Raw genomic sequence first — 17,008 nt, 5'->3', positions numbered from 1 at the left:
TGGGAGGGTGGATGACCGAGCTCACCGAGCTGACCGCCGCACGGCTCCTCGACGGATACCGCAAGGGCGAGTGGAGTCCCGTGGAGGCGACCCGGGCGGCGCTGGAGCGCGCCGAGGCGATCCAGCCGCAGGTGAACGCCTTCGTCCGGCTGACCGCCGAGGACGCGCTGGAGCGGGCCCGGGAGTCGCAGGAGCGATGGCGGCGCGGTGAGCCACGGGGGCTGCTCGACGGGGTGCCGGTCACCGTCAAGGACATCCTGCTGCTGCGCGGGGCGCCGACCCTGCGCGGGTCGAAGGCCGTGAACCCCGCGGGGCGCTGGGACGAGGACGCCCCCTCCGTGGCCCGGCTGCGCGAGCACGGGGCGGTCTTCCTCGGCAAGACGACGACCCCCGAGTACGGCTGGAAGGGCGTGACGGACTCGCCGCTCAGCGGTGTGACGCGCAATCCGCACGACCCCTCACGCACCGCCGGCGGTTCCAGCGGCGGCAGCGCGGCGGCCGTGGCGCTCGGCGCGGGGCCGCTGTCGCTGGGCACGGACGGCGGCGGCAGCGTCCGCATCCCGGCGGCGTTCTGCGGGATCTTCGCGCTGAAGCCGACGTACGGGCGCGTGCCGCTCTACCCGGCGAGCGCGTTCGGCACGCTGGCGCACGTCGGGCCGATGACCCGGGACGCGGCGGACGCGGCGCTGCTCATGGACGTCATCGGCCACCCGGACTCGCGCGACTGGTCGGCGCTGGCCGCCCCGGCCGGTCCGTACACGGACGGTCTGGCGGGCGGGGTGCGCGGGCTGCGGGTGGCGTACTCGCCGTCACTGGGCGGGCAGGTGGCGGTGCAGCCGGCCGTCGCGAGAGCGGTACGGCGGGCGGTGGAGCGGCTGGCGGAACTCGGCGCGTACGTCACGGAGACCGACCCGGACCTCACCGACCCGGTGGAGGCCTTCCACACCCTGTGGTTCAGCGGGGCGGCCCGGGTCACGCAGCATCTGGGCCCGCAACAGAGGGAGTTGCTCGACCCGGGCCTGCGGGAGATCTGCGCGCGGGGTGCCCGGTACTCGGCACTGGACTATCTGGCCGCGGTGGACGTCCGGATGGACCTGGGCCGCCGGATGGGCCGCTTCCACGACTCCTACGACCTGCTCGTCACGCCGACCCTGCCGCTCACGGCGTTCGAGGCGGGCGCCGAGGTGCCGAAGGGATCCGGCCTCCGGCGGTGGACGGGCTGGACCCCGTTCACCTACCCGTTCAACATGACGCAGCAGCCCGCGGCGAGTGTGCCGGTGGGCGCGGACGGGGACGGTCTGCCGATCGGGCTGCAACTCGTGGCCGCCCGGCACCGGGACGATCTGGTGCTGCGGGCGGCCCACGCGCTGTACGAGGCGGGGGCGGCCTCGGCCGGCCGGCCTACGCCCTCCGGAAGCTGAGCGACTCCCCCGCCGCTCCCGACCTCCACAGGTCGTTGCACGCCTCGGCCATGGTCTCCAGGCCGTCGACGACCTGGCCCCAGACGATGCCGGGAACCCAGCCGACATCGCCGTTCAGCAGCAGGTTGTTGCGTTCGTAGAACAGGGCCAGGTCGACGAGCGTGGTCCCGGCACGGACCTCGCGGTCGTAGCCGTAGGCCTTGGTCCCCAACTCCGCCCCGGCGAAGGTGAAGTAGCACAGATCGCCGGGGATCGGGGTGACGGTCGGGTTTTCCAGGGGTGGTTCGGTTTCGGCGAGGGGCGGGAAAAGGGCGTAGATCTCGTTGCGTGCGTACTTCGCGTGGTAGACGTCGCCGGCCAGCGGAAGGGAATCCCACACGGCCGCGCAGGTGATCGGCGCGCGGTCGTCCAGCAGCCTGGCCGTGCAGGTCACGTCGCGCTTGACCAGCGAGACTTCGATGTAGCGATCAGCCATGCCCTCCATGGGAGTGCCCGGCGCCGCTGCGGTCAAGGGCGTGCGGGGTGAGTGCAGGGCTTGAAAAGGTCGGCATGACTCGCGGACGGTCGGGTAGCGGCGCGCCCATGGCTCCACCGAAGAGAAGCCCACACACAAGCACACCGCGCCATCCCGCACACCCATCCCGGTCCGTCTCCGAGCCCACACGCCGGTCGCTGCTCGCGGGGGTGGCGGCGCTCGGCGCGCTGGGTACCGCCGGATGCAGCCGGGTCGCCACCGCCTCGGACGCCAAGGGCGGTGACCTGCTCGGCCGGCTCCGGGCGGCGGGCGTCGTCCGCCTGGGCATCGCCGGCGAGATCCCGTTCGGCTTCATCGACAAGAACGGCGAGCTGACCGGTGAGGCACCGGAACTGGCCAAGGTGATCTTCAAGCGGCTCGGCGTCGACCGGGTGCAGCCCGTGCCGACCGAGTTCGGCTCGCTCATCCCGGGCCTGAACTCCCAGCAGTTCGACGTCGTGGCGGCCGGGATGTACGTCACCCCCGAGCGCTGCGAGCAGGTCATCTTCGCCGACCCCGACTACCAGATGCTCGACTCGTTCATCGTGCGCAAGGGCAACCCGAAGGGGCTGCACACCTACAAGGACGTCGTCGAGAAGAAGGCGACGTTGGCCACCGGCACCGGCTACGCCGAGATCGGCTACGCCGTGGAGGCCGGCTACCGGCAGGGCGACATCCTCATCGTGCCGGACCAGGTAGCCGGTCTCAACGCAGTCGAGACCGGGCGTGCCGATGTCTTCGCCGGTACGGCGCTGACCACCCGGGAAGTGGTGAAGAAGTCCACCAAGGCCGAGGTGACCGAACCGTTCAGGCCGGTCGTCGACGGCACACCGCACGTCGACGGAGGCGCCTTCGCGTTCCGGCGGAGCGAGACCGGCCTGCGTGACGCCTTCAACCGGGAGCTGCACAAGCTCAAGGACAGCGGCGAACTGCTCCGGATTCTCAGGCCCTTCGGGTTCACCGAGAACGAGATGACGGACATGACCGCGAAGGAGCTCTGCGGCGGATGACATCCGGACTCTGGGAACTCGTCGTCAGAGGCCTGTGGACGACCGTCCAGTTGCTCGTCTTCAGCGCCCTGCTGGGCGCGGCGGTCTCGTTCGTCGTGGGTATCGCCCGCACCCACCGGTCGCGGACGGTCAGGTTCCTCGCGGGCCTGTACACCACGGTGTTCCGCGGGACTTCCGCGCTCATCATGATCTTCTGGATCTACTTCGTGCTGCCGCTGAGTTTCGGCTGGCAGCTCGTACCCATGTGGGCGGGAACGCTCGCGCTCGGGCTCACCTACGGGGCATACGGCTCGGAGATCGTGCGCGGCGCGATCGCCGCCGTCGATCCGGCCCAGCGGGAAGGTGGCATCGCTCTCAGCTTCACCCCCTGGCAGCGGATGCGGCTGATCCTTCTGCCCCAGGCGGTGCCGGAGATGATCCCGCCGTTCTCCAACCTGCTGGTCGAACTGCTGAAGGGCACCGCGCTGGTGTCCCTCATGGGCATGGGCGACCTGGCGTTCAGCGGGAACCTGGTGCGCCTCGCGCTCCAGGAGAGCGCGGAGATCTACATGTACGTCCTGTTGATCTACTTCGTCATCGCCTTCCTGCTCACCCGGCTCATGCGGAGCCTGGAGAAGAAGCTGAAGGCAGGGGTGGGGAAGGAGCCTCGAACCGGCGTCCAAGTCACGCGGCAGCCCGAGGCCACCGGTGTGGGAGGTGTCTCGTGAAGTGGGACTGGAACGCGGTGGCCGACTTCATGCCGCACTTCTGGGACGGTCTGCTGGTCACGATGCAGATCCTGGTCATCGGCTCGGTGATCTCCTTCGTGCTGGGCCTGGTGTGGGCCCTGCTGATGCGGGTGCCCTCGCGCTGGGCCACCTGGCCCGTCGGCGCGATCACCGAGTTCGTCCGGAACACTCCGCTGCTGGTGCAGCTCTTCTTCCTGTTCTATGTGATGCCCGAGTGGGGCATCACCTTCTCCGCGCTGACCACCGGCGTGGTGGGCATCGGCCTGCACTACTCGACCTACACGATGCAGGTGTACCGGGCCGGCATCGATGCCGTGCCCGTGGGCCAGTGGGAGGCCGCCACGGCGCTGAACCTGCCCTTGCACCGGACCTGGTCCGCGGTGATCCTTCCGCAGGCAGTCCGCCGTGTCGTCCCCGCGCTCGGGAACTACGTCATCGCGATGTTGAAGGACACCCCGATCCTGATGGCGATCACGGTGCTGGAGATGCTCGGTGAGGCGCAGCTCTTCGCCCGTGAACACTTCCAGTTCACCGAACCCCTGACGGTGATCGGCGTGGCCTTCGTCGTCCTTTCCTACGTGGCCTCCCTTGCCCTGCGAGTCCTGGAGCGACGCCTTGCCCACTGACACTCTCCCCAACCCCGAGAAGAACCCCGCCAGGAGCACCGGCGAGCTGATCCGGCTGGAACAGGTCACCAAGCGGTTCGGGGACAACACCGTCCTGGACCACCTGGACTTCTCGGTCGACGCCGGCAAACACGTCACCCTGATCGGGCCGTCCGGATCCGGCAAGACCACGATCCTGCGGCTGCTGATGACGCTGCTCAAGCCCGACGAGGGCACGATCACGGTCGACGGGCGGCAACTGTTCCCGGCCTCCGACAAGCAGGTCCGCGAGGTCCGCAAGAAGATCGGGATGGTGTTCCAGCAGTTCAACCTGTTCCCGAACATGACGGTGCTGCGGAACATCACCGAGGCGCCCGTCACCGTCCTCGGCATGTCGAAGGACGAGGCGGTGGAACGGGCCAAGGACCTGCTGGACATGGTGGGCCTGGCCGACAAGTGCGACGCGCATCCGGCTCAGCTCTCCGGCGGCCAGCAGCAGCGGGTGGCGATCGCCCGGGCCCTGGCGATGCGCCCGCAGGTGCTGCTCCTGGACGAGGTGACCTCCGCGCTCGACCCCGAACTGGTCGCGGGCGTCCTCGACGTCCTCAGGGACATCGCCCGCTCCACCGACATCACGATGCTCTGTGTGACCCACGAGATGAACTTCGCCCGGGACATCTCCGACAACGTCTTGATGTTCGACTCGGGACGCGTCATCGAGTCCGGGCATCCGGACAAGATCTTCAGCGATCCGGAGCACGAGCGCACCAGGGAGTTCCTCGGCGCCGTGCTGTGACGACGCGGGCGAAAACCGTCAGCGGCACGAGGGCGCGAAGCGCACCGGCGACAACTTCCTCTGCTAAGAGTTCGGAGGCACCTCCTCAGCGCGTTCGAGGTCCCCGGCAGCCGCCAGGGCGTTGCGGTGCCGAGCCGGATTCAGCGGCGCTCGATGATCCATCGGTGCGGGCCGACCGGGCGGTCGGCCCGCGCCGATGGATGCGGCTGCGGGCTTGCCCGGGGCCGCCGGTCGATCAGCGGCGGAAACGCCGGGGAGCGCCCCGGGAGCATGCCGGGGCGGGGGCGCTCGGAAGGAAGCCGAGCCGGCCACCTGACATATTCGGCCGACATACCCAGAGGTCATGCCGTACGGCGGAACGCCCGATCCGGTCAAGAAACTGGGCGATGCCTCCTCCGGCGCCATGCCCCAAGGGCTATCGTGACAAGGGATCGTCGACTGGGCGACGGCCGCCGAAGCAAGCGCAGGGGGAGACCACCGTGGCGCTGAAGCACGAGCCGACCACCCCGTACCACTCGGCCCAGGAAGCCCTGCGCGTCCTGGAGACGGTGGCTCACGGTTCCAGCGGTGTCACCGACACCGAGATCACCCGGCACACCGGCATCACCCCGGAGCGACTGACCACGCTCCTGCGGATGCTGCGCCGCGAGGGCTACGTCGAGCAGATCGCCGACGGCGCGTACGTCACGGGCGAGACCCTGGCCCGCCTCGCCTCCGCCCAGCACCGCCAGCAGGCCCTGCGCGACAAGCTCCAGCGCACCCTCGACCGGCTCCGCGACTCGGTCGGCGCCGCCGTCTACATGAGCCGGTACGTCGACGGCGAGATCAGCGTCACCCAGTACGCCGACAGCCCGGCCGCGCCCAAGGTCATCGAGTGGGTCGACTTCCGCTCCTCGGCCCACGCCACCGCCATCGGCAAGAGCCTGCTCACTCAGCTCGACCACGCCGGCCGCCGCGACCACCTCGCCCGGCACAAGATGGCCCGCCTCACCTCGCGCACCATCACCAGCGACCGGCTCCTGCTCTCCCGCCTGGAGGCCCAGCCGCCGACCGTGCCCGTCCTGGACCTCCAGGAGTACGCGATCGGCACGGTCTGCGCGGCCGTCCCGATCACGGCCGGCTCCTCCGTCGGCTGCCTGGCCCTGTCCCTCCCGGTCGAGCACGCCCACCGTCTGCGCCGGGCCGCGGACGCCCTCAACCGCAACGCGGCTCCGGTGCTGCTCTCCATGGCGATCTAGGCGCCGCCGCGTGGTCCGGAGCACCCCTCGGCATTGGGTAGTATTTTCTCCGTCGCCCGCCGCGGAACACGGTTCCAGCAGCAGGCGAGAGTCATGCGCCGCTAGCTCAGTTGGTTAGAGCAGCTGACTCTTAATCAGCGGGTCCGGGGTTCGAGTCCCTGGCGGCGCACGGATGAGGGGCCTCTCGTGGGAGCGAGGGGCCCCTCAGCGCGTTCGAGGTTCGGCGGTTTCAGAATCCGGTGACGTCCGATGCCATCGCCGACATCTCGGTGTACACCACCATGAAGCTGACGCAGAACACGACGATCACGCCGAGGAACGCCAGGACGCCGAACGTGGCCGCCGCGTGCTTGCCCCGGCTCGGCGCGTGAGCCGTGGCCCGGACCCGGGGGCCGTCGGTGTAGTGGACGGTGACGAAGTCGCCCTCGAGGATCGTCCCCCGCCCGTTCTCCTCCTCGAACCGGATCACCCGGCCGTCGTGCGTGGAGAACTCGTAGACGTGGTGCAGCCTGGTGCGGACGGAGGTGTCATGACCGCCCCCATGGGTCGTCGTGTACGTCCGCAGGCAACGCGCCCGAGCCGTCAGGCCGCTGGCCCAGGCGCCGCGGATCTGCGTCCAGCGACGCAGCACGCAGTACGCCATGAAGAGCACGCCGGCCATGATCAGGCCTGGTATGCCGTAGAACATCACGTCCATCGCGCATCCCCCGAGTCGATGCGCCGGACCCGAGCGGCCGACGTGGAAGGAACCTACCCACGCCGGCCTCACCGGTGACTCAAGAGAAGCTCAGAAGTATCAGAAGGTCACATCCGAGCAGGCGTAGAACGCGTTGGCGGTGTCGGCGATCGTCCACACGGCCACGATGACGTGGTGGCCGCTCAGCCCGGACGGCAGCCTGCCGCTGTGGGAGAGCGTGGACGGCGGACGCTGCCCGTTGTACGGCACCGTGAAGAACGGCGTGAGGTTGAGGTCGGACCGGGCCAGACGGTGGTTCTGGTTCCAGCCCGGCTTGGTGATGTAGTACTTGAAGTCGGTCGTGGCGTGCATGGCCGTGAACTGCCAACGGAAGGTGTAGGTCTGACCGCCCGACACCCGGGTGGTCGGCCAGTCCCCGCCGGACGGTGTCCGCGGCGCGCTGAGCTGGCTGAAGTGGCCGAGGCCGGCGTTGCATATCTGCCCGTCGGCGGGGCCCGAGGCGGGGAAGCCCTTCGGCCCCTCGACGCTCTGCGGCTCCCACTGGATCGAGCCGCAGTTGGTCACGGTGCCGTTCTGGCAGAGCTTCTGCCGGCTGATGGGGAGGTCGGTGTAGCCGTGGCCGCTGGCGCCGCCGGAGGAGAGAACGAGGGCTCCGGTCGTGGCCAGTCCCACCGCGGCTGCGGACAACTTGGTCCTTGTGCGCATGCTGCCGCTCCTGGAGAACGTGGGGGAGGTTCAGTGAGCCGTGCATGTAGGTCTAGACCAAGTTCGAGAGTATGGCCGCTAGTTGAACATGTCCATACCAATCACGGAGCTGTTTCTCCCCGGCCGGCGCAGAACGCCACCGTCAGGTCCTTCACCAGCGCCTTCCGCTCGCAGTCGTCGAGTTCGACCAGCCCGCGCATGGTCAGCCGGGTCACCGTGTCCTCCACCGAGTCCACGACCGAGGTGAGCACGCTCGCCCGGTGCTGGGCGTCGAGCGCGGCGATCCGCCGGCGGTGCATCGCGGCGGCGACCTCGGGGGCGTACTCCACGCCGACCGGCTGCACGGAGAACACCTCCAGGCCCACCGGGGCCGCGTCCGCCGCCACCAGCCGGGTCAGCGCCTCGGCCACCGCGTCCCCGGCCCCCTTCGGCCCGCCCGGCATCTGCACCGGCACCCGGGCCAGCGCCGCCTCGACGCACTCGCGCAGATACGTCTCGTGGTCGTCCACCGTCAGCGTGGCCCGGGCGGTGTCCCGCACCCGCCACACCACCAGGACGACCACCCGCAGCGCGAACCCGGCCCGGTCCGCCGCCGGCACGGGCTCGCTGCGCCAGTGCCGCAGCCGGACGTCGACCCCGCGGCGCAGCAGCAGCGGGTTGACCCACAGCAGGCCGGTGCGCCGGACGGTCCCGCGGTAGCGCCCGAAGAGGTCCAGCACCCAGGCGCGCCCGGTGCGGCCCCGGGCCAGCCCGCCGAGCCCGAACAGCCCGAGTGCCCCGGCCCCCGCGTACGCCGCCCACTGCGCGAGGCCGAGCCCGGTCCCGGCGTACGCGGGCAACCGCAGCGCCTCCAGCGCGAGCGGGGGCAGCACCCCGGCCCACCAGGAGGTGGCCACGCATCCGGCCGCACCGCACGCCCCGGCCAGTACGCCCGCCGCGCCGGGCAGCACCCGCGCGGGCCGCTCCACGATGCCGGGGTCGACCTGTGGCACCGGCCGCCTCGGTGCGATCGCCGGACGCCGCAGGCGCGGCTGCTCCCCCGTGCCCTGCCTGCGGCCGACGACCGCCGGTTTCAGCGGTACCGTCGCCGGTCCGGGGTCGTCGCGGAACAGCAGGTGGACGGGGATCTCGGTGGTGGACTCGTTCTGGATGAGCCGGGCGGGGCGTACCGTGCCGTCGGCCGGTCCGTCGGGTTCGGACGGGTGGGAAGTGGTCGTGCTCACGCGTGCCTCCAGCCTCCGCGCCAGATGCGTCACAACGGTTGGTTCCCGGGTGCAGGACCCGCCGGAGGGGGCCGACCGGGATGTCGGGGCCCGCCCGAAGCGGGCCGTGAACGCGCTACGAGAAGAGGCGCCGCCAGGTCTCCGGCCCGGGGCAGCCGTCCGCCGCACCGCCCCGCCAGCCCTGGGTGCGCTGGAAGGCCTCGACGGCGCGCCGGTCCGCCTCGCCCCAGCGCGGCCCGGGCCCGGCCGAGTAGAACCTGCCGAATCCCTTCCGGACGAGCTGTCTGCCCAGCTGGGTGATGTAGGTGTTGTCGGCGCCGGGACGGAACATCGCCCGCCCCGGATAGCCGGGGACGCCGTGGGAGGCGGGCGGCGGGCCGACCACCCCGCCCTTCACGTCCTTGCCCTTTCCCGTGATCAGCAGTTCCCAGGTGCGCGGGCCGGGCAGCCCGTCGGCATCCGCGCCCCTCCAGCCCTGAGCCAGCTGGAACGCCCGGGTCGCCCGCCGGCCGGCGTCGCTCCAGCGCGGACCCGGGTCCGAGGCGTAGAAGCCGCCGGCCCCCCGCGCGACGAGCATCCGGCCGAGCTGCGTGACGTACGTGTTGTTCGCGCCGGGGCCGAAATACGCCGCTCCGGGGTACGGCGTGCCGGCCGGGGCGCCCGGCCGGCCGCTGTCGGATGCGGGCGCCGGTTCCTCCGGTGTGACGCCCTTGTAGCGGTAGGGCACGTACCGGTCGGAGTTGTTCCAGTAGGCGTACGGGGTGGACTGCCGGCGGGTGTGCGGGCGGGTCTGCTCGTAGGCGGTGTAGTGGGTGTGCGCCCAGTCCGTCCAGCCGCCGAAAATGGTGACGTGCGAGCCGTTCTCGGAGTCGGACGCATGGTGGAACAGCAGAATGTCGCCCGGCTGGAGTTCTTCCTTGGAAATCTCCTCCCCGTACCGGGCGAGGCTGCCCGTCCATTCGTTTCCGGGCAGCTTCCAGGCCATCGAGACATAGCCGGAGCAGTCCTGCCGGTAACCGTCCGCCCAGCAGGCGCTCACGCTGTACGGCACCTTCGCGGTGGCCCAGGTCCTGGCCCGGTCGATGATCTCGGTGCGGGTGATCGCGGTGGGCTTGGGAGCGGCCGAGGGCTTCGCCGGCCGGCCGCCGGGGCCGTGCGGCAAAGCTGTGCCGCCCTGCGGGCTGTCAGGCTCGTCACCTGCGGGAACGCCCGGGCGGTGGGGGTCGTACGAGGCGGCTGCGGCGGGTACGGCGGCCAGCGCGAGAGCCATGGGGGTCCCCCCTGCTCTAGCGCCGCCGAGAGCTTGGGGGCGGGCGGCCGGGTGGGCACTCGTCCGGCCGGACCGGGAATGCGGCAGGACACGGCGCCAGTGGAGACAGAGGGGGCAGTCGCAGTCGCTCGCGGGGTCGATTTCCTCGAATACCCGAGACTCCATGCGATTCCCCTCACACTTCCGGCGGAAAATGCGGCACCCGGGCACCTCGGGGCGCGCGTCGCCAGTTTCGCAACTGTCTTCGGCACGCGCATGCTGACGGTCCGAATGATGTACGCGGGCGCCTTGCGGGACCCCGGCCGGGCCCGGCCGGGGTGGTCGGGGGCACCTCGCGGCGTCCTGTAGAGTTACGACGTCAGCGCGCGCCGCTAGCTCAGTTGGTTAGAGCAGCTGACTCTTAATCAGCGGGTCCGGGGTTCGAGTCCCTGGCGGCGCACCGACCGGAAGGCCTCTCGCGAAAGCGAGGGGCCTTCTTGCGTTCCCTGGAGAGCCCGGCCCCCACCTCCCCCTGGCCCGAACCTCGCTCTGGCCGGAACCCGGCCCACCGCACGATTGGCCGGATACCCTCTCGCCATGGCAGCGCGAGACCTTCAAGAGCGGATCAAGAAGCTCATCATCGACCGCCGGCTGGCCTCCGGGGCCCCGCTGCCGACCGAGCCCGAGCTGATGGAGTTCCTCGGCGCGAGCCGGAACTCGGTGCGGGAGGCGCTGAAGGCGCTCCAGGCGATGGGCATCGTGGAGATCCGGCACGGCTTCGGCACGTACGTCGGCCCGATGTCCCTGGCCCCGATGATCGAGGGTCTGGCCTTCCGTACGGTCGCCGGGCACTACCGGGGCGAGGACTCCCTGCTCCAGCTGCTGGAGCTGAGGGAGGCGGTGGAGACGGGGCTCGTGTCCCGGCTCGCCGGCCGGATGCCGGAAGCGGACCTCGTTGAACTGGACGCGCTCGCCGGCCGTATGGAGGAGCATGCCGCGCAGGGAGCCGGCCTCGCCGAGACCGACCGGGCCTTTCACGCCGCCCTCTACCGGGGGCTGGACAACGTCCTGCTGTGCGAGGTCCTGGAGGCGTTCTGGGAAGCCTTCCACCGGGTTCGCACGGATCTCGGGGGCGAACCGCAGGACCCGAAGGTCACCTGTCGGCAGCACCGGGAAATCCTCGACGCGGTGCGGTCCGGCGACTCGATGCGGGCGGAGGAGGCCATAAGGGAGCACTTCGGCAACATCCGCGCCCGTCTGTCCACAACGACTCCACAGAGCCCGCACACCCGCCACAATGAACGCGTATGACCGGTAACACCGCCTTTCGCATCTTGCGATCATGATGGACGCCGTAGAACCCTGGTTTTCTGGTTTTACAAGATGCTGCGGGTTCGCGGCAGTTGGGGGGCTTTGGAGCCGGTTGCGGACTGGGCGGGGCTAGGGGCCCCCGTTCGTGAACCGATGCCGAGGGGGGCATCATGCAACCGGAAGGTCGCGTTGCCGTGTCTATAAGGTGTGGATGACGTGGTGACTGCGATCCACCACTGATACGTCTGTGAAGGTCGAGGGGGACCTGCAGCAGACGGTAGGAAGCTACGAAACACGCGGTTGTCCGCGTGTGGGGGGATGACTCATGACGTCGAGGCCCACGGGTGCCCGGCAGGACCACGACCCGTCCCAGACCACCCAGCTCAGGGTGCCGTCACACCGGATGAGCACGACAGGGACGTTCCGGAGGATCAAGAAGACCCTGCCGAGGTACGACTACGAGCACTACAGCCGGCTCGCGGGTCCCCTCACCCAGCCGGATCCGAGCAAGCCGTACAAGGTGCAGTACCGCTCGCTCATCTCGCAGGAGCCGCACCGCATCCGGGTCGCCCTGATGCTGGCCGCGGCCCCGGTGCTGTCCCTGGTGCTGCTGTTCTGGCTGCTCCAGCCCGAGCACTGGACCGAGCGCGACTACCCGGCCTTCGACTGGCTGCCCGCGCTCGACATGGTGATGCTCGTCTCGATCGGCCTGATCGAGTTCTTCCGCTGCATGAACGTGCTGTCCAACGCGCACGCCACGCTGGTGGCCCGCGACCCGATCCCGGTGGTGCCCGAGACCGGCACCAGAGTGGCCTTCCTCACCTCCTTCGTGCCCGGCAAGGAACCGCTGGAGATGGTGACGAAGACCCTGGAGGCGGCCGTCAGGATCCGCCACCGGGGCCTGATGCACGTGTGGCTGCTCGACGAGGGCGACGACCCCGACGTGAAGGCGGTCTGCGAGCGTCTCGGCGTGCACCACTTCTCCCGCAAGGGCGTCGCGAAGTGGAACCAGGCCAAGGGCCCGCATCGCGCCAAGACCAAGCACGGCAACTACAACGCCTGGCTCGAGGCGCACGGCGACGACTACGACTTCTTCGCCTCGGTCGACACCGACCATGTGCCGCTGCCCAACTACCTGGAGCGGATGCTCGGCTTCTTCCGCGACCCGGACGTCGGTTTCGTCATCGGCCCGCAGGTCTACGGCAACTACGACAACCCCATCACCAAGGCCGCCGAGTCGCAGCAGTTCCTCTTCCACGCGCTGATCCAGCGCGCGGGCAACCGCTACGGCTCCCCGATGTTCGTCGGCACCTCCAACGCCGTGCGCATCAAGGCACTGAAGCAGATCGGCGGTCTGTACGACTCGATCACCGAGGACATGGCGACCGGCTTCGAGATGCACCGCCACAAGAACCCGGCGACGGGCAGGAAGTGGCGTTCGGTGTACACGCCGGACGTGCTCGCCGTCGGTGAGGGCCCCAGCGCCTGGACGGACTTCTTCACCCAGCAGATGCGCTGGTCGCGAGGGACGTACGAGACGATCATCGGGCAGTACTGGAAGGGCTGGTACTCGCTGCCGCCGAGCAAGCTCTTCAACTACACGATGATGATCATCTTCTACCCGATGTCAGCCCTCAACTGGATCCTGGCGGCGCTGAGCTGCTGCCTGTTCCTGGGCCTGGGCGCCTCGGGTGTGAACATCGACCCGGCGGTCTGGCTGATGCTCTACGGCAACGCCTCCGCCCTGCAGATCGGCCTGTACGTCTGGAACCGCCGGCACAACGTCTCGCCGCACGAGCCGGAGGGCTCCGGCGGTGTGGCCGGCATGGTGATGTCCGCGCTGTCGGCGCCGCTGTACGCGAAGGCGCTCATCGACTCCGTGCTGCGGCGCAAGAGCAAGTTCGTGGTCACGCCCAAGGGCGACTCGGCGAGCCCGGACCGCTGGTTCGGCACGTTCCGCTACCACTGGTACTTCGTCGCGATCTTCGGTGGGTCGATCGCCGCCGGATTCGTCTTCGGCCACTCCCACCCCGCGATGATCATCTGGGCGACGTTCGCGCTGCTGATCACCGCCTCGCCGGTGTTCGCCTGGCGCTGGCAGCTGCGGCAGGACGCGAAGAAGCCTCCCGCCCAGGCCGGGGGACAGCCGCAGGACCCGGCGCAGCCGCCGCCCATCCCGCAGCAGCCGACGGGGCACACCCCGCAGCACAAGCCCACGTGGGCCGCGACCCCGGGCGCACACGGGGAGGTCGGGGGATCCGACCAGACCATGCAGATCGCCCTTGGTGGACTTGGGGGACGTAAGGAATGAACGACCGTGCAGGCCGCCGCCGGGCCCGTCGACTCGCGATCGGCACGGCGGTGGTACTCGCGCTGGCCGGGATGAACGGGCCGTGGCTCTACCGCTTCAGCACCGAGAAATACCACCAGTACACAATCAACAAGCCGGAGTACAAGGCCGCCAACGGCAAGTGGGAGATCGTCGATTTCCCCGAGGAGTACCGGCAGAACACCATCCACGCGGCGCTGCTGCGCACCGGCAAGGTGCTGCTCGTCGCGGGGTCGGGCAACGACCAGGACAACTTCGACGCGAAGAGGTTCGACACCCGGATCTGGGACCCGGTCAAGGGCACCGTCAAGAAGGTCCCCACGCCCGCCGACCTGTTCTGCACCGGCCACACCCAGCTCGCCAACGGCAATCTGCTGATCGCGGGCGGCACCAAGCGGTACGAGAAGCTCAAGGGTGACGTCACCAAGGCCGGTGGCCTGATGATCGTCCACAACGAGAACCCGGACAAGCCGATCACCCTGCCCGCGGGCACCACGTTCACCGGCAAGAAGAACGGCAAGACCTTCGTCTCCAAGGACCCGGTGCTGGTGCCGCGCGCCAAGAAGGTCTTCGACAAGGCGACCGGCAGGTTCCTGCGCAACGACCCCGGTCTCGGCCGGATCTACGTCGAGGCGCAAAAGCGCGGCAAGAAGTTCGAGACCGGCACGCAGGACAACTACCGTGTGCACGGCCTGAAGGGCGCGGACGCCAAGAACACCTACGGCATCGCACAGAAGCTCGCCCTGGACAAGAAGGACTTCCAGGGCATCCGGGACGCCTTCGAGTTCGACCCCGTCGCCGAGAAGTACATCAAGGTCGACCCGATGAAGGAGGCCCGCTGGTACCCGACGCTCACCACCCTGAGCGACGGGAAGATCCTCAGCGTCTCCGGCCTCGACGACATCGGCCAGCTGGTCCCGGGCAAGAACGAGATATTCGACCCGAAGACCAAGAAGTGGACCTACACGGACAAGGTCCGGCAGTTCCCGACCTACCCGGCGCTGTTCCTCATGCAGAACGGCAAGGTCTTCTACTCGGGCTCCAACGCGGGCTACGGGCCGGACAACGTGGGCCGTGAGCCGGGCGTGTGGGACGTGGACACCAACAAGTTCAGGAAGATCCCGGGCCTGAGCGACCCCACGCTGATGGAGACGTCCGGCACGGTGCTGCTGCCGCCGGCGCAGGACGAGAAGTACATGGTGGTCGGCGGCGGTGGCGTCGGCGAGTCCGAGCGGTCCAGCGAGAAGACGCGGATCGTCGACCTGAAGAAGGCGAACCCGCGCTTCGCGGACGGCCCGTCGCTGGACAAGGGCACGCGCTACCCGAACGCCTCGATCCTGCCCGACGACAGCGTGCTGATCTCCGGCGGCTCGCAGGACTACCGCGGCCGCGGCGACTCGAACATCTTCGAGGCGCGGCTCTACGACACGGAGAAGAACGAGCTGAGGCGCGTCGCCGACCCGCTCGTGGGCCGCAACTACCACTCCGGCTCGATCCTGCTGCCCGACGGACGCGTGATGTTCTTCGGCTCCGACTCGCTCTACGCCGACAAGGCCAACACCAAGCCGGGCGAGTTCGAGCAGCGCATCGAGATCTACACGCCGCCCTATCTGTACGGCGACGCGGACCGGCCCTCGCTGGCGGGCGGACCTCAGACCATCGAGCGCGGCGGTACGGGGACGTTCACCTCGTCGGACGCGGCGAAGGTCAAGAAGGTCCGGCTGATCCGCCCGAGCGCCGCCACGCACGTCACGGACGTCGACCAGCGGTCGATCGCCCTGGCCTTCAAGGCGTCCGGCAACAAGCTCACGGTCACCGTGCCGGAGAACCGGAACCTGGTCCAGGCGGGCTGGTACATGATGTTCGTGACGGACGCCGAGGGCACCCCGAGCAAGGCCCAGTGGGTCAAGGTGCCCTGAGAACCGACGCCAAGGGGCGCCCTCCCGCCGGGAGGGCGCCCCTTTCGTGTGAGCCGGTCCGGCGGGGCCGGATCGTCAGCCGGTGGCCTTCGCCAGCTTCAGGGCGTAGTCCGCCCACCACTGGCCCGCCTTGGGCCCGCCCTTGCACTCGCCGTCCGATTCGCCCGGCCGCTTCACCCACAGGTACGCGTCGACGAGCGGGTCGGCCGTCTTCGTCGTCGGGGTCTCGCCGAGGGAGCGGCCCGGCGGGTTGCACCAGCGCTCGTCGGGGTTGCCGGAGGTGTAAGGGCCCTTGCCGTTGCGGCTGGTGTCGATGACGAAGTGCTTGCCCCCCACCTTGGCGGAGAGCTGTTTGCCGTAGGCGATGGATTCCTCGGTGGAGTAGAAATTGGAGACGTTGACCGAGAAGCCGTCGGCCTTGTCGATACCGGCCCACTTCAGCGGCTCGAAGATCTGGTCGGGGTTCTGCCAGCCGGCGTTGCCCGCGTCCAGGTAGACCTTCGTGTTCTTCAGGGACTTCAGCTTGGTGACGGCACCCTTGAGGAGGTCGTAGCGCTCCTCGTGGAACTGCTCCGGGGTGCAGCCGTCCACCAGGTGCAGCAGGGCGTCCGGTTCCAGGATGACCGTGGCGGACCGGTCGCCGATGCCCGCCGCCACGCCGTCGAGCCACTCCCGGTAGGCGTTGCCGTCGGCGGCGCCACCCTGTGAGTACTGGCCGCAGTCGCGGTGCGGGATGTTGTAGAGGACGAGCAGCGCCGTACGGCCGGCCTTGTCGGCGGCCTCGGTGAAGCCCCGGGTCTGCTCCTGCGGATCGTCCGGGCCGACCCATTCGGCGACCGGCTGCTCGGCTATCTTGCGGATCTGCTCGGCGTCCCGCTTCTTGCCGGACTTCTCCAGGGCGGCGACCTGCCGGGCCGCGGTCCCGTCCGGATTGACCCAGAAAGGGGCCTTTTCCTTGGGCTGTTGGGTGATCTCCGCGTCGGCACCTTCGTCCGACCCGTCTCCCCCTCCGGAGGAGGAGCACCCTGTGATCAGCAGTGCCGCCCCCAGCACCACTGCGGACATCCGCCTCCCGGCGAACACCCCGACCCCCCTGCTGCCGTACATCCGACTCCCCCTTGATGCACCGTTCCAAGTCTCAATCCTGACATACGTCCCGCGGCACCCACGAGGCGAACTCCACCTGCGCGGATGACGCAGCGCCACCGTATCGGGACTTGGCGTCATCCAACCTCCAGGCCGGGGCGGACCTTTGGTTCCAGA

The 17,008-nt window shown here is 69.5% G+C and carries 15 protein-coding genes and 2 tRNA genes; 11 read left to right on the top strand and 6 right to left on the bottom strand.

The window, feature by feature from the left end; translation table 11 throughout:
- The first annotated feature begins 11 nt into the window (after nt 1-11).
- Nucleotides 12-1,421, top strand: a complete 1,410-nt coding sequence (locus ACIQHQ_RS00930; RefSeq protein WP_402608782.1) for an amidase — start codon at nt 12-14, stop codon at nt 1,419-1,421.
- On the opposite strand, the gene ACIQHQ_RS00925 is transcribed toward ACIQHQ_RS00930, so the two are convergent.
- A complete protein-coding gene (locus ACIQHQ_RS00925; RefSeq protein ID WP_402608780.1) occupies nt 1,402-1,896 on the bottom strand; it encodes a DUF3830 family protein in 495 nt (164 codons plus the stop codon). The two genes, ACIQHQ_RS00930 and ACIQHQ_RS00925, sit on opposite strands and share 20 nt — an antisense overlap.
- Nucleotides 1,897-2,003: 107 nt before the next feature.
- Between ACIQHQ_RS00925 and ehuB the strand changes: the two genes are divergently transcribed.
- From ehuB to ACIQHQ_RS00895, 6 genes are all read left to right on the top strand, one after another.
- Nucleotides 2,004-2,945, top strand: a complete 942-nt coding sequence (gene ehuB / locus ACIQHQ_RS00920; protein WP_402608778.1) for an ectoine/hydroxyectoine ABC transporter substrate-binding protein EhuB — start codon at nt 2,004-2,006, stop codon at nt 2,943-2,945.
- The gene (gene ehuC / locus ACIQHQ_RS00915) at nt 2,942-3,652 is read left to right on the top strand and encodes an ectoine/hydroxyectoine ABC transporter permease subunit EhuC (RefSeq protein ID WP_402608776.1); all 711 of its coding nucleotides are present in this window, start codon (nt 2,942-2,944) and stop codon (nt 3,650-3,652) included. Before ehuB ends, ehuC begins: the two co-directional genes overlap by 4 nt.
- Nucleotides 3,649-4,299, top strand: a complete 651-nt coding sequence (gene ehuD, locus ACIQHQ_RS00910) for an ectoine/hydroxyectoine ABC transporter permease subunit EhuD (RefSeq protein ID WP_402608774.1) — start codon at nt 3,649-3,651, stop codon at nt 4,297-4,299. The genes ehuC and ehuD overlap by 4 nt, the downstream gene beginning before the upstream one ends.
- Complete coding sequence (gene ehuA, locus ACIQHQ_RS00905) at nt 4,289-5,074, top strand: ectoine/hydroxyectoine ABC transporter ATP-binding protein EhuA (RefSeq protein ID WP_402608772.1); 786 nt, start codon at nt 4,289-4,291, stop codon at nt 5,072-5,074. The genes ehuD and ehuA overlap by 11 nt, the downstream gene beginning before the upstream one ends.
- A gap of 479 nt (nt 5,075-5,553) precedes the next feature.
- Nucleotides 5,554-6,312, top strand: coding sequence for an IclR family transcriptional regulator (locus ACIQHQ_RS00900; protein WP_402608770.1), 759 nt, complete (start codon nt 5,554-5,556; stop codon nt 6,310-6,312).
- Between the two features lie 95 nt (nt 6,313-6,407).
- Nucleotides 6,408-6,481: transfer RNA gene (locus ACIQHQ_RS00895), tRNA-Lys, on the top strand.
- A gap of 60 nt (nt 6,482-6,541) precedes the next feature.
- On the opposite strand, the gene ACIQHQ_RS00890 is transcribed toward ACIQHQ_RS00895, so the two are convergent.
- The 4 genes from ACIQHQ_RS00890 to ACIQHQ_RS00875 form a co-directional block, all read right to left on the bottom strand.
- Nucleotides 6,542-7,009: a hypothetical protein gene (locus tag ACIQHQ_RS00890; RefSeq protein ID WP_402608768.1), complete on the bottom strand. Its 468-nt coding sequence runs from the start codon at nt 7,007-7,009 to the stop codon at nt 6,542-6,544.
- 99 nt (nt 7,010-7,108) lie between these two features.
- Nucleotides 7,109-7,714: a lytic polysaccharide monooxygenase gene (locus ACIQHQ_RS00885; protein WP_402608766.1), complete on the bottom strand. Its 606-nt coding sequence runs from the start codon at nt 7,712-7,714 to the stop codon at nt 7,109-7,111.
- Between the two features lie 101 nt (nt 7,715-7,815).
- Nucleotides 7,816-8,937 carry an SPFH domain-containing protein gene (locus ACIQHQ_RS00880; RefSeq protein ID WP_402608764.1) on the bottom strand — a complete coding sequence of 374 codons (1,122 nt, stop codon included), beginning with the start codon at nt 8,935-8,937 and terminating at the stop codon, nt 7,816-7,818.
- Between the two features lie 115 nt (nt 8,938-9,052).
- Complete coding sequence (locus ACIQHQ_RS00875) at nt 9,053-10,372, bottom strand: peptidoglycan-binding protein (protein ID WP_402608763.1); 1,320 nt, start codon at nt 10,370-10,372, stop codon at nt 9,053-9,055.
- Between the two features lie 200 nt (nt 10,373-10,572).
- On the opposite strand from ACIQHQ_RS00875, the gene ACIQHQ_RS00870 reads away from it, so the two are divergent.
- From ACIQHQ_RS00870 to ACIQHQ_RS00855, 4 genes are all read left to right on the top strand, one after another.
- Nucleotides 10,573-10,646: transfer RNA gene (locus ACIQHQ_RS00870), tRNA-Lys, on the top strand.
- A 137-nt stretch (nt 10,647-10,783) separates the two neighbouring features.
- Nucleotides 10,784-11,497 carry a FadR/GntR family transcriptional regulator gene (locus ACIQHQ_RS00865; RefSeq protein WP_402608761.1) on the top strand — a complete coding sequence of 238 codons (714 nt, stop codon included), beginning with the start codon at nt 10,784-10,786 and terminating at the stop codon, nt 11,495-11,497.
- Nucleotides 11,498-11,822: 325 nt separating this feature from the next.
- Nucleotides 11,823-13,808: a glycosyltransferase family 2 protein gene (locus ACIQHQ_RS00860; protein ID WP_402608759.1), complete on the top strand. Its 1,986-nt coding sequence runs from the start codon at nt 11,823-11,825 to the stop codon at nt 13,806-13,808.
- On the top strand, nt 13,805-15,745 hold the full coding sequence (locus ACIQHQ_RS00855; protein ID WP_402608757.1) for a galactose oxidase-like domain-containing protein: 1,941 nt from the start codon (nt 13,805-13,807) through the stop codon (nt 15,743-15,745). Before ACIQHQ_RS00860 ends, ACIQHQ_RS00855 begins: the two co-directional genes overlap by 4 nt.
- Before the next feature lie 75 nt (nt 15,746-15,820).
- On the opposite strand, the gene ACIQHQ_RS00850 is transcribed toward ACIQHQ_RS00855, so the two are convergent.
- A complete protein-coding gene (locus ACIQHQ_RS00850; protein ID WP_402608755.1) occupies nt 15,821-16,852 on the bottom strand; it encodes a glycoside hydrolase family 6 protein in 1,032 nt (343 codons plus the stop codon).
- Between the last annotated feature and the right edge of the window lie 156 nt (nt 16,853-17,008).

The sequence above is a fragment of the Streptomyces sp. NPDC092370 genome, assembly GCF_044755265.1.
Lineage (GTDB): Bacteria > Actinomycetota > Actinomycetes > Streptomycetales > Streptomycetaceae > Streptomyces.
The sequence above is the reverse complement of the archived record's forward strand: the minus strand, read 5'-3'. Positions and strand labels throughout refer to the sequence as shown.

What these genes read in the sequence shown, in the direction of transcription:
- ACIQHQ_RS00860 (WP_402608759.1), top strand. Translation starts at nt 11,823, where the DNA reads ATGACGTCGAGGCCCACGGGTGCCCGGCAGGACCACGACCCGTCCCAG.
- ACIQHQ_RS00850 (WP_402608755.1), bottom strand. Translation starts at nt 16,852, where the DNA reads ATGTACGGCAGCAGGGGGGTCGGGGTGTTCGCCGGGAGGCGGATGTCC.
- ACIQHQ_RS00885 (WP_402608766.1), bottom strand. Translation starts at nt 7,714, where the DNA reads ATGCGCACAAGGACCAAGTTGTCCGCAGCCGCGGTGGGACTGGCCACG.
- ehuC (WP_402608776.1), top strand. Translation starts at nt 2,942, where the DNA reads ATGACATCCGGACTCTGGGAACTCGTCGTCAGAGGCCTGTGGACGACC.
- ACIQHQ_RS00925 (WP_402608780.1), bottom strand. Translation starts at nt 1,896, where the DNA reads ATGGCTGATCGCTACATCGAAGTCTCGCTGGTCAAGCGCGACGTGACC.
- ehuB (WP_402608778.1), top strand. Translation starts at nt 2,004, where the DNA reads ATGGCTCCACCGAAGAGAAGCCCACACACAAGCACACCGCGCCATCCC.
- ACIQHQ_RS00855 (WP_402608757.1), top strand. Translation starts at nt 13,805, where the DNA reads ATGAACGACCGTGCAGGCCGCCGCCGGGCCCGTCGACTCGCGATCGGC.
- ACIQHQ_RS00875 (WP_402608763.1), bottom strand. Translation starts at nt 10,372, where the DNA reads ATGGAGTCTCGGGTATTCGAGGAAATCGACCCCGCGAGCGACTGCGAC.
- ACIQHQ_RS00890 (WP_402608768.1), bottom strand. Translation starts at nt 7,009, where the DNA reads ATGGACGTGATGTTCTACGGCATACCAGGCCTGATCATGGCCGGCGTG.
- ACIQHQ_RS00865 (WP_402608761.1), top strand. Translation starts at nt 10,784, where the DNA reads ATGGCAGCGCGAGACCTTCAAGAGCGGATCAAGAAGCTCATCATCGAC.
- ACIQHQ_RS00930 (WP_402608782.1), top strand. Translation starts at nt 12, where the DNA reads ATGACCGAGCTCACCGAGCTGACCGCCGCACGGCTCCTCGACGGATAC.